This window comes from Chryseobacterium sp. WG23 (genome assembly GCF_024586575.1).
Lineage (GTDB): Bacteria > Bacteroidota > Bacteroidia > Flavobacteriales > Weeksellaceae > Chryseobacterium.
The window spans coordinates 44,194-56,452 of sequence record NZ_JALCZE010000012.1; the positions used below are offsets into that span (position 1 = coordinate 44,194).

The window sequence follows — 12,259 nt, forward strand, 5'->3', positions numbered from 1 at the left end:
AGCAGAGGTTTTATTCATATTTTGTTAATGCAGTTAGTTTACACCGTGCATCATTTTCTTTAAGATAGGTGAAATTAAACCTAGAATCACAGCAGCAATACCACAAAGTACCACGAATACCATAAAGAATTCGAATAAATTATGGATTTCAAATCCCGCAAATGTAGGATTGTGCAGCGGTAGCTGAGCTTTATCGAAAGCTGCTACCTGATCAGCAGTTAATGTTATTTTTTTATCTAAAACATCCTGAAGATTTACTCCTATTTCCTGTGCTTTTGTAAATTTATCACCTGTTGCAGGGATCAAAGCTCCTAGTGAACCTGCTAAGGCATAGCCTGCAGCATTAGAAATAAAGAAAACACCATATAATAATGAAGCGAATCTTTTTGGAGCCAGTTTACCAACTAATGATAAACCAATTGGAGAAAGACAAAGCTCACCACATGTCTGAATGAAGTACAGTAACATCAGCCATTTGATAGCCAACAGGCCAGAGTTTCCTAAATCTTTTACGTTGTGCGCTATAATAAAATAACTTAAAGCTATTAATGCAAGTCCCATTGCCTGTTTGAATGGAGATACAGGCTCTTTTCCTTTTGCTCTCAGTTTATCCCAACACAAACTGAAAGGAACGGCTAGCAGAACAACGAAAATACCATTAAAGATCTGAACCATTGAAGGTGGCATATTCCATCCAAAAATGTTTCTGTCAGTTTGGTTATCTGCGATGAATGTTAATGAAGAACCTGCCTGTTCGAAAGCTGCCCAGAAGAAAATGATAAAGAATGATACGATATAAATTACCCATATTCTCTGTCTTTCAATTTTGTTTTCAGCAGAACTCATAATAAGGAAGGCCAAAGAAATACCTGCTGAATAAATGAAAGGATAAATAATTCCTTTGATCAATTGACCCATTTCTACAGCTTTAAATCCAAGTTCTCCTACCAGTAAATATCGGAAAGCAAAGAATAAAATAACAAATATAACTCCGGTAATACCTAAAGCCATGCCTGAGAATTTTGCTGTTTGCGTTTCACCTTCTTCAAAATCTGCACTGGTATTGTTTTTTGGTAATCCACCGATAGGTCTTCCTTCAGGTGTTACTACATATTTATTTTTAAGGATAAAGAATGTAATAGTTCCAATCACCATGGCAATTGAAGCGGCTAAGAATCCCCATTTGAAGGCGAAGATATCTCTTACTCCTGTAGCAGCGTCTTTTACGTCTCCTACATAAGGACAAATAAACTGACCTAAAAATGCTCCAATATTGATTCCCATGTAGAAAATAGTGAAAGCAGAATCCAGTTTAGACTTCTCTTGTTTTGGATATAAGCTTCCCACCATAGATGAGATGTTCGGTTTGAAAAATCCATTACCAAAAATAATAACGAATAAAGCCAGCCACATGATAAGCTTGGCGCTTCCAAGATCTGCAGAAAAAGTGGAAGCACTAATGAATAATAAAAACTGACCAATGGCCATTAATGATCCACCAATGATAATAGCAAACCTGTTTCCTATATATTTATCTGCAATAAATCCGCCTAAAAGGGGAGTTAAATAACATAAAGCCAAGAAGCCACCATAGATAATAGCTGCATCAGCTTCTTTTATCAATAAGGAATTTACCATAAAGAGCGTCAAAAGAGCTCTCATTCCGTAAAAGTTGAAACGCTCCCACATTTCTGTTCCGAACAGAACCCACAATCCTTTCGGATGTCTGGAATTCTTATTCTCTACAAATTCATCCGGTTTCGGACTTATTGCTTCAATATTATCCATTTCTATTGTTAATTTTTGTTAAGACTGACAAATATAGTTTATTTTGGGTTTTTGGCAAGGTTTTAATTTTATTTTTAAATAAAAAAGCTGCAGAATGGTTCTGCAGCTTTATATTCTTTATAAATACCAAGGATTAGTGCCCTTTTTCCTTCATAATTTTATTTAATCTTTTTAACATAGAAAGGCCTAATAGCGTAGCAAATATTAACAAACCGAAATTAACAAGAAAATAATTCGTCTTATTTTCGTAGTTATACCATGTACTGGCAAGGATTCCTGAAAGCTTGTTCCCTACAGAATTGGCAAGAAAGAATCCTCCCATCATCAGTGCTGTAATTCTTGCTGGTGACAGTTTTGAGACAAAAGAAAGTCCCATAGGAGAGAGGCATAATTCCCCAATAGTAATTACTCCATAACTGGCTACCAGCCATAAAGGAGAAACTTTTACCGCTCCGTTGTCTCCGGCCATTACCGCTAATACCATCACCAGACAGGATAGTCCTGAAATAAAAAGTCCTAACACTATTTTGGTAGGGGTTAATGGTTCTTTTCCTTTTCGTCTTAAAAGTGCCCAAAAACCTACGATAACCGGTGTTAGGGCAATTACCCAAAACGGATTAATGGATTGAAACAGCTCGGTATTATATAAATATACTTTTTGTGGTGAGGTTCCTCCCAGGTCCTTACGATCTAATTCTGAAATATTTTCGAAATAAATATCCTTTCCTATTTTTTTTAAAGGTTTTCCATTTTCATCTTTTTGGGATCTGAATTGTTCATCATAAACGGGAACCTCTTTGTCCTCATAACTTTTGCCTTCCACCATGTAGATGCTTTCAAGAGGTTTTTCTAAAGAAGCGGGAACACTTCTGTCTGTATAATAATTGGCCCATCTTGTAAGGGCTGTACCATTTTGTTTGAATACCGCCCAGAAGAACATACTGATCAGGAATACAGAAAGTAATGCTCCAATTGAAGGTTTTTCGTCCGGTTTAGCTTTGAAATAAAGAGAGGCATAAAAGTAAATAACAGGAACACATGCAAATATAAAGGCATCTGTACTGTCACTACCAAAGATATTGTTAGGAATAAACCAACCGATTGCTCCGGCAATAATAGCAGGAACAAATACTTTAAGCATAATTTCTGAAAGTTTCGTGTCTCCTTCCTGTACAGGTTTCATCTGTGCAGCATGAATATAGTGTTTTCTTCCGATCGTGAAAATAACCATACCGATGAGCATTCCAACTCCGGCAGTGATGAATGCTTCACCCCAGCCAAATTTATTACGCATAAAGGCAGCAATAATATTACAGATGAATGCACCGATATTGATTCCCATATAGAAAATATTATATCCGGAATCTTTATTGGCTTTATAAGGTTCTTCAGAATAAAGGTTTCCTAAAAGAGTGGAAATCGTAGGTTTAAAGAAACCATTTCCAATGATAATTAAGGCCAAAGAAGAGTAAAATAAGGGTAAGTCTTTGAAAACTCCCATCCCAATATACCCTGCAGCCATTAAAAATCCACCAAGGTAGATGGACTTAATATATCCTAACACTCTGTCTGCCAAAAATCCACCAATGAAAGGGGTGAGGTACGTCAGGGCAATGTAAGTTCCGAAAATATCATCAGCGGTCTTGTCGGGCAGTCCAAGACCTCCTTTCATACCCGTGGGCTCAATAACATATAGTACAAAGATTCCGAGAATCAGGTAATATCCGAAACGCTCCCACATTTCAGTGAAAAAGAGGAAGGGTAGCCCTTTAGGATGTTTAGTCTTCATATAATCAATTTTCAAATTTCCCAAAAATAAGTTTTTAATTTCAATTGATAAAATAAATAATACTTGACGAAATGATTAATGAAATAAATAGAAATTTTTTGTTTCGGATACTATAAATCAAATTTTGCAAAACCTGATCAATATGTATGTACAACGAGTTGATATTGCACATATTTCGAAAAGAAAAAACAAAAAATATACATGATGTATTTCTCTTTATAGTGATCATTGTTTTTAGTTTTGATAGGTCAATAATGACACAAAACAATTTTATAGAAAGCATTATGAAAAAAATCGATTTAAAAAAATTGAAAGGAAGCTTATCCAGAAATGAGCAGAGAAAAATTAAAGGAGGCGTAAGAGAAGAAGATCCATATACTGATCTGGGATGTGCATGTACAAACGCACAGTGTGCTGCTTCACATGGAGGCAATGGAGATTCTTATTGCAACGGGACTTTTTGTTGCGGATAATTAAGACTCATTTTTTAAAATGGCAACAGGAAACTGTTGCTGTTTTTTGAAATGTAATGACAAAAAAAAATGACACACAAAAGTTATACTGCTGTTATCAATTTTTTAGATAATCATAAAATATATGTTGACCGGGATGAATTTGAGCTCCAGTTGGAGGGGCATCCGGATTTTCCAAGTCTTTTAGCATTTTCTGATGCGTTACACTTTTTCAATATTGAAAATTACAGCTACAGAATAGATAATGATGAGAAAGATATTTTACCGGAAGATTTTCTGGCTTTAGTGGATGGAGAGCTGGCTGCTGTGAAAAATAAGAATAATCAACTTATCATGAACGGTTCTCCGACAAATGATTTTTTTTCAAAATGGGAAAATATAATACTTGTTATTGAAAAAGAAAGAGAACTTGCTGCTACAAAATCAAGACTTAATTATTCCTACATCAATTGGGGAATCCTTATCGTATTGTTTTTATTTCTATTAGGATACAATTCTTCCAATATAATTTTACAATCAACTTTCGCACTTACTTCTTTAATAGGATTTGTATTTGCTTACGAAGCTTATAAAAAGACGCATGGGAAGGGAACATTTATTCCGGTGGGAGTGTGCAAAAGCAATTATTTGAATACGGATTGCGATTTGGTTTTTAATTCTAAAAAATGGAAAATTTTTAACAAAATAGATTTATCTGAGATTTCACTTTTGTTTTTTACCAGTCAGATAGTTTGCTTCATTTTATTTTCTCTCGCAAGAAACATTGAATTCTTTTTTACGGTCTATCAATATGCTTTATTTACATTTATTCCCATGGCTTGTTTATCTTTATACTATCAGGTATTTGTGGTCAAAAAATACTGTCCGGTGTGTATGATCATTATAACCTGTGTGTGTATCCAATTACTCACAGCTAATCTTATACCTTTTGATGCCAAGAAAATAAATCCGGGTTCTGTATTCTTATTTTTAATTGGAATTTTTGGTTCTTTAGCTGTTTTGCTGAACTTAAGAACGAAAAATGGGATTGCACAGAAAAATGAAAATATCATCAAGAGAAATCTGAAATTCAGGAGAAACTATTTGTTTTTTAAAAACAATCTATCCATTCAAAAGAAACTAATGGATACCGATTTTTCAGGTGCTTTTGTATTTGGGAATGAACATGCCGATCAAAGTTTAACCTTTATCACCAATCCTTTCTGTAAACATTGTAAAGAATTTTATCCTGTTTTTCTAAAGCTGGTTAAGATGTATTCTGATGAACTGAGAATTAATATTTTCTTCGATATAGACCTTAACAGAGGTGACGAGGACAACAAAACAGTTCATGTCAACCTTACCAATATTTATCTCAATAGTAGAAATAAGGCAGAATTTTTAGAGGCTTTGAGCAATTGGTATGAAGTTCAAGCGTATAGTGAAAACAAAAATGGATGGTATACAAAATATTCTAAATACTTCGGAAGTTCAGAAGCTGCTCTTAATCTATTAAGAAGGCATGAAAATTGGGTGACGGCTAATAGCATTCACTTTACACCTGATATTTTCCTCAATGATACGGAATATCCCATTCAGTATGAAAGAGCGGATCTGGAGTATTTTATCCCCGAATTTTTATCAGAAAATTAAACCCGATTATGAAAAATTTATTATTTATATTGCTGGGAACTGTGATGTTTTTTTCTCAGAACAACAGGTTCATCTATGAGGTGAAATACAAGAAAGATTCAACCTCAAAAGAGATCACCAGGGAAAATTACTATCTGGATATCACAAAAGAAGATATTGCCTACTATAACAGACTGAATTATATTAATGATTCAATATTTAATGTTACTGGAAAATATTCGCCTGGTAGGTTGACTTCTTTTCTTATCAAAAAGAACAATAATAATGTCTATCAAAGCTATGAATATATCGGAGATGTGAATTTTTATAAAATGTCTGAGAAAGCCAAGCAACAATGGACTATTACAGACAGTACAAAAGTTTCTGATAATTTCCGGCTTCAGAAAGCTACTGCTCAATTCGGAGGAAGAAACTGGATTGCATGGTTTACTAAAGATATCCCAATGCCCTACGGACCTTATAAGTTTAACGGATTGCCAGGATTGATTATGGAATTGTATGACACTCAAAAGAATTACTATTTTAATGTGATTAAGAGTGAAAAGATTCCGGATGATTATAAACGTAATTCATTAAATAATTATATACCCAGAGCAATTCCCGTTACCCGGAAAGATTTAAATACACTAATGTTGGACCTCTATTCCAACCCTTTTAAATATGTGTTGAATGGAAATCTGACTATGCGCGAAGGGCAGAAATTATTGTTGGATGACGGAACGGTTCTCTCCAAAGAACAGCTGAAGCCTGCTGAAGGTAATGAAAGGAAAAAAATAAAAGCCTTTAATAATCCTATAGAACTGGATAAAGCCGTAAAATACCCTTGATGAATATAAAAATCCCTTTCAAAAACTTGAAAGGGATCTATAGTGAGTTTAGTTTGTAAGATATGTTTTCTTATAAATTGTTTAAGATAAAATCAGTCATTTTCTGATAAAGCTGCGGTCTTGTCTGACCTCCATAAATTCCGTGATTCTTATCCGGATAAGCCATAAAATCAAACTGTTTTTTATTTTGAATTAAAGCTTCGGAAAACTCCATGGAATTCTGGAAATGTACGTTATCATCAGCTGTCCCGTGGATTAACAGGAATTTGCCTTTTAATAAATTAGCATATTCTGTAGGTGAGTTTTTATCATATCCGTCAGCATTCTCCTGAGGGGTTCTCATAAATCTTTCGGTGTATACAGAGTCATAATATCTCCAGTTGGTTACCGGTGCAACGGCAATTCCCATTTTGAAAACATCTGCTCCTTTAGTCATTGCCAAACTGGTCATATAGCCACCGAAGCTCCATCCGAACATTCCGATCCTGCCCTTATCAATATAAGATTGGGTACCGAACCACTTGGCAGCAGTAATCTGATCCTCAATCTCATATTTACCCAGGTTCATATACGTTACTTTCTTATATTTTGCCCCTTTATAGCCCGTTCCACGTCCGTCTACACAAGCAACAATATATCCTTTCTGTACCAAATGATTGAACCACATGGCATTTCCATTATCCCAGGAATTGGAAACCTGCTGCGATCCCGGGCCTGAATATTGGAACATGAATAACGGGTATTTCTTGCTTGGATCGAAATTTTTAGGCTTCATGATCCATGCATTCATCTGATCGCCCACTGCATTGGGAATGGTAATGAATTCTTTTTCAGTAAAATTATCAGCTTTTAATTTTTGTAACTGATCGTTATTGTTCTGAAGTTCTTTTACAGCCTTACCATTTCCGTCTTTTAAAACATAAGTATAAGGTTTTGAAGCTGTAGAAGAGGTCTCAATAAAATAATTGTAACTTTTACTGAAGTTGGCAGAATTGTTTCCTTCAGCATTAGAAATAAGCTGAGATTTTCCGTTTTCAATATTTACTTTAGAAATTACCTTGTTGATACTTCCTTTTTCAGTAGTCTGAACGTAGATTTCTTTAGATTTTGGATTGAAGCCATAATAATCTGTTACTTCCCAGTTTCCTTTAGTGATCTGTTTTTTAAGCTTGCCATCTTTGTCATACCAGTATAAATGACGGTTTCCGTCTCTTTCTGAAGCCCAAAGGAAGGAATTGTCTTCTAGAAATTCTAAAGTAGGACTATCCGTATCAATCCACTTGTCATCCGTTTCAGTGAATAATTTCTGAACCGCTCCTGTTTTAGTATTTACTTTTAAAATATCGGAAGCGTTTTGAATTCTTTCGGAAGTAATCAAAACAATTTCATCTGCTTTTGCCGTTTGAAAAACGTTAGGGATATAATAATTTTTAAAAGAGGCTAAATTCAATGGCATTGTTTTTCCATTATCCAAACGGTATAATTGTGCAGAAACTACAGAGTTTTTTTCGCCGGCCTTAGGATATTTGTAACGCATTTCAGCCGGATAAAGATTTTTCCCATAGATAGGAATATAAATTTCCGGAACCTGGCTCTCATCAGATTTTACAAATACAATAGCATCAGAATTTTTTGTCCATTCATACTGTCTTGCATGTCCGAATTCTTCCTCATATACCCAGTCTGCCAATCCGTTAATGATGGTGTTTTTCTTACCATCGTTCGTTATTTGTGTGATCTTTCCAGAAGCCAGATCCTGATAGAATAAATTATTATCAGAGATGAAAGCTATTTTCGTAGCATCGGGTGAAAATCTAGGCTCCTGAACAGTCTTGCCGTCATTTAGGCTGATTACCTTTCCTGATTTTAAATCTTTTACGTCAAATTTTCCAAGGAAAGAGTGTCTGTAAATAGGCTGGCTCCCCACTTGTAAAAGAATTTTAGACTCGTCATCAGAAAATTCATAGCTCTCAAATTTTCCCTCTACAAGGTTTCCTTCTTTCTGAGAAGTCTTGTAAGAATATTTTGCGATTCCTGCCGGTTCTATAACCAGATAGTTTTCGCCGTTTTTCATAGATGTAATCCCGGCAATACCTTTACCACGGTAATATCCTGAATATATTTTATCTAAAGTAATATCCTGTGCCGATACAGTTTGGAATGCCGCAGCAATCGTAAGCGTTAAAAATAGTTTCTTCATTTCTAGCATTAATGGATTTCAAAGATAATAATTTTATTAAAATGTGTAAAAAAAGCTTTTCAAATAAGACTTTTGGCAGAAAAATTGAATATCATTAAGTATAATCAAATCAAATAATAATTATGGAAACGAATGCATACAACCAGAAACTGAACCGTTATGTATTGAATGACAGAATTGTTTATACAGGTTTTTCCAGCTTTAAAGATGCTGAAGAATGTGCCAATAAAAAAGGAGGAACATTGGTGGAAGTGAGTTTTAAAGATGGAAATGATAACCCTCAGATTACAGATGAAGCCGGTTTGATAGAAAAAAAACTTCACTACTATGTGTATGCAGGCGATGAATACAAATTTATCCATTCATCAGATCCCGGATTTAGAAAATATGCTGATGAATTGCAGAAAATAAAAGCGAAAATGCGTCAGGATGCTCCTGATGAAAGATATTTAGCGAATTTTGAAATTGAAAATGCTGAGGATCCGATTATTGTATTAAAAAATGACCACTTTGAATCGGTCACTTCACGAGAACGTTCAAAATATTTGAAACATGCCTGTGTTTATGAACTAGGGGTATCCCTGTTAAAATCTTAAAAAAAATCTATTATGAGCAAGACAAAATATTCAGAAAAAGCTCAGGACAAAGTAGGAAAAGTAATGCACGAATTCAAGGAAGGGAAATTGAAATCTTCTTCCGGAAAAAAAGTGACAAGCAGAAAACAAGCCGTAGCAATCGGTATTTCTGAAGCAAGAGAAAAAGGCTTAAAAGTGCCTTCAAAAAAGAAAAGCAAATAATAGTTAATGAAAAGTCCGTGAAGAATTTCTCCACGGACTTTTATATTTTAATAGTTGGAACACTCTGGCAAGTATTTTTAATCCTGGCTATTATAAAGTATTTTATAGTATTCGTCTGCCATCCTATCGCTGTTGAATTGTTCCTTTACATCATCCATTGCATTGTGCTGAATTTTTCTCCATTGATCAGGATGGTCATAATAGGTGGGAAGGATTTCGTTCTCAAGGATTTCATATAATTTGTTTAAATCATAATTATCCTGCTCATAGATGCTCATATTCAGATAATCTGCTTTAGGAACCACAAAGGAATTTTCTCCATGTCTTGCAAATTCAGGAATCCATCCGTCATCAGTGGATAAATTGACCGAACCATTCATGGCGGCAGTCATTCCGGAAGTTCCCGATGCTTCCCTTGGAACCCTTGGGTTATTTAGCCAAAGATCTGAACCTTGCTTTAAAGATTTGCTTAAAGAAAGCTCATAGCCTGTAAGTACGGCTATATTTTTATGATTCTTACTTTCCTCAACGAGCGTGTTGAAGATGGAAATAGCAGAATAGTCCATGGGATAAGGCTTACCGGCCCAAATGATCTGTACAGGATATTTAGAATTGTTCAGAAGTTTGTAAAATCTGTCTTTGTCATGCAAAAGAAGTTCTGCTCTTTTGTAACCAGCAAACCTCCTGGCCCAGACAATGGTGAAAATATTGGGGTCAAATAAATTTCCTGTTTGATCTGCAACAGTGCTGAAAAGTTTTTTCTTTAAATGCTTTTTTCTATAGTCGAAAACAGTTGCATCATTTTCATCTTTAGCATTATAAAGAAGCTTATCTGCCCAATATTTAAATTCCTGAGCATTGGTAATAGACGTGATCTCACAAATTCCCGGATATTTACTCCACATTGTTCTGGAAACTGTTCCGTGAAGCTGAGAAACCCCATTGGCTTTTCTGGCCATTTTTAAAGCACAAAGAGAATGGTTAAACCGCTCATCATCCGTTCCTTCTATACTTTTTATTTCTTCCATACTGTAGCCCGAGAAATAAGACATATCATAGCACAATTTGAGGTTATGCTTTTCATTTCCTGCTTCTTCCGGAGTATGAGTTGTAAAGACTAATTTTTCTCTTACTTTATTGAGGTCTCCATTATATTTTTTTAATAAATAGAACGCAGCCGGAAGTCCATGGGCCTCATTCAGATGATATACCTCTCTTTTGATATTCATTTCTTCCAGTAATTTAGCACCGCCTTTTCCTAATAAAATATACTGAGCAAGCTTTGTAGATTCATTGGCGTCATACAATTTGTGACAGATTGTTTTGGAAACATGATCATTTTCCGGAACATCTGTTGAAAGAAAAAACATGGGAGCTGTATTGAAAGTCTCAGGATCAAGGTACCATACCTTTACCCAAACCGGAGAACTGTGGATTTCAATCTGAAATTTTATTCCTGTATCCACCAGAAAGCTATACATTTTTCTTGTCCATACCGGTTGTAGCGTTTGGTCATGATTTCTTGCCTGATCATAATAACCAAATTTCCAAAGAATACCGATTCCAATAAGATCCTGCTTCAGGTTATAAGCACTTCTCATATGGGAACCTGCTAAAAATCCAAGACCTCCGGAATATATTTTCAATACCTGCTCAAGGGCAAATTCCATTGAGAAATAGGCGGTTTTTTTTGAATATTGGGGATTAACGCTGTAAGGTATTTTGAAATTCCTGAAATCCATAAATGCTGATTTGTGTTAGAAGAGGCAAAGGTATTGATTATGAAAATAAACTTTACATTAATTATTTGATAAATTAAATTGGAAAGTAATTATGGGATTGTTTTTTTACTTACCTTTAAGAGTGTAAAATTTTGATTATCAAAAACTTTTAGTGGTGAAAACCGATGACTGCATGTGTTCTTTAATTCAATAAAAAAATCACACATGAAAAAGACATTTTCTGAAGAAGATCTGATAAAGAATCTAAGTTTATATTACCTGAACAGGCATTTGAAAAAAAAGCCCATAGAAAAGTACCACCGTACAATAGATGAATCTCAGCTGCATGACCGTGAAAAATACAGAAAGAAGTCCGAAATATTACTTCTCAACTCTTTTATGCATCACTTTCCCGAGGTCAAATTTGAGGATTTCACTTGTGAAAGCCCTGATTTTATTGCCAAATTAAATGATAAAAAAATTGGAATAGAGCTGACTGAAGTGATCAATCATCTGGAAATGAAAAAGGTGGAAAGTACCCTGAATAAGATATTCCGTCAGGCAGAAATATTATTGGAACAAGAGGACACTACGAAATATCGTGGTGTTTATTTTTTAGAATTTCACACTAATGTAAGATTTGATAATCTGGAACAACAGGAAGAAAATATTATCAGTATTTATAAAAGCATTAAAAGAAATAAAGCTGTTGGCTGTGTGAAAAGCGTGCGGAAATCTTTCCACCGCAGGAATGTCTTTATCACCCACGAATATAATATGAATCTTTTTGATGAACTCTGTTCGGAAAAAATCCTGGAGCTTATTGAAAAGAAAAATGAGAAATTCCCATATTATGATACTTCTGTAGATGAATGCTGGCTGGTAATAGTTTCTGATATGAATTCTATAGCCTCACGATATACTTTTATTCAGGATAAAGAACATTTAAATGAGGTGAAAAGTCCTTTTCATAAAATATTCCATCTTGAAAATCTTTGTGGAAACATCACAAGCATAAAATAATTCATTTAA

The 12,259-nt window shown here is 34.7% G+C and carries 10 protein-coding genes; 6 read left to right on the forward strand and 4 right to left on the reverse strand.

What is annotated here, in order from left to right:
• Positions 1 to 33 precede the first annotated feature (33 nt).
• Positions 34 to 1,788 carry a peptide MFS transporter gene (locus tag MP477_RS17825; protein ID WP_257191444.1) on the reverse strand — a complete coding sequence of 585 codons (1,755 nt, stop codon included), beginning with the start codon at positions 1,786 to 1,788 and terminating at the stop codon, positions 34 to 36.
• 133 nt (positions 1,789 to 1,921) lie between these two features.
• Positions 1,922 to 3,577 carry a peptide MFS transporter gene (locus MP477_RS17830; protein WP_257191445.1) on the reverse strand — a complete coding sequence of 552 codons (1,656 nt, stop codon included), beginning with the start codon at positions 3,575 to 3,577 and terminating at the stop codon, positions 1,922 to 1,924.
• A gap of 284 nt (positions 3,578 to 3,861) precedes the next feature.
• Here MP477_RS17830 and MP477_RS17835 point away from each other — a divergent pair, with 284 nt between their 5' ends.
• The 3 genes from MP477_RS17835 to MP477_RS17845 all read left to right on the forward strand — a co-directional run bounded on the left by MP477_RS17835 (position 3,862) and on the right by MP477_RS17845 (position 6,509).
• Positions 3,862 to 4,050: a hypothetical protein gene (locus MP477_RS17835; protein WP_230038665.1), complete on the forward strand. Its 189-nt coding sequence runs from the start codon at positions 3,862 to 3,864 to the stop codon at positions 4,048 to 4,050.
• Between the two features lie 69 nt (positions 4,051 to 4,119).
• Positions 4,120 to 5,682 (forward strand): vitamin K epoxide reductase family protein, encoded by a 1,563-nt coding sequence (locus MP477_RS17840; protein ID WP_257191446.1) that lies wholly within the window; start codon positions 4,120 to 4,122, stop codon positions 5,680 to 5,682.
• 8 nt (positions 5,683 to 5,690) lie between these two features.
• The gene (locus MP477_RS17845) at positions 5,691 to 6,509 is read left to right on the forward strand and encodes a GLPGLI family protein (protein ID WP_257191447.1); all 819 of its coding nucleotides are present in this window, start codon (positions 5,691 to 5,693) and stop codon (positions 6,507 to 6,509) included.
• Between the two features lie 70 nt (positions 6,510 to 6,579).
• Here MP477_RS17845 and MP477_RS17850 read toward each other — a convergent pair whose 3' ends face one another.
• Positions 6,580 to 8,709 carry a S9 family peptidase gene (locus tag MP477_RS17850; protein ID WP_257191448.1) on the reverse strand — a complete coding sequence of 710 codons (2,130 nt, stop codon included), beginning with the start codon at positions 8,707 to 8,709 and terminating at the stop codon, positions 6,580 to 6,582.
• A 122-nt stretch (positions 8,710 to 8,831) separates the two neighbouring features.
• On the opposite strand from MP477_RS17850, the gene MP477_RS17855 reads away from it, so the two are divergent.
• Positions 8,832 to 9,305 carry a hypothetical protein gene (locus MP477_RS17855; protein WP_230038673.1) on the forward strand — a complete coding sequence of 158 codons (474 nt, stop codon included), beginning with the start codon at positions 8,832 to 8,834 and terminating at the stop codon, positions 9,303 to 9,305.
• A gap of 12 nt (positions 9,306 to 9,317) precedes the next feature.
• A complete protein-coding gene (locus tag MP477_RS17860) occupies positions 9,318 to 9,506 on the forward strand; it encodes a DUF6496 domain-containing protein (RefSeq protein ID WP_002984739.1) in 189 nt (62 codons plus the stop codon).
• Positions 9,507 to 9,583: 77 nt separating this feature from the next.
• Here MP477_RS17860 and glgP read toward each other — a convergent pair whose 3' ends face one another.
• On the reverse strand, positions 9,584 to 11,248 hold the full coding sequence (gene glgP, locus MP477_RS17865; protein ID WP_257191449.1) for an alpha-glucan family phosphorylase: 1,665 nt from the start codon (positions 11,246 to 11,248) through the stop codon (positions 9,584 to 9,586).
• A 204-nt stretch (positions 11,249 to 11,452) separates the two neighbouring features.
• Between glgP and MP477_RS17870 the strand changes: the two genes are divergently transcribed.
• Positions 11,453 to 12,250: a hypothetical protein gene (locus MP477_RS17870; protein WP_230038677.1), complete on the forward strand. Its 798-nt coding sequence runs from the start codon at positions 11,453 to 11,455 to the stop codon at positions 12,248 to 12,250.
• Positions 12,251 to 12,259: the final 9 nt, after the last annotated feature.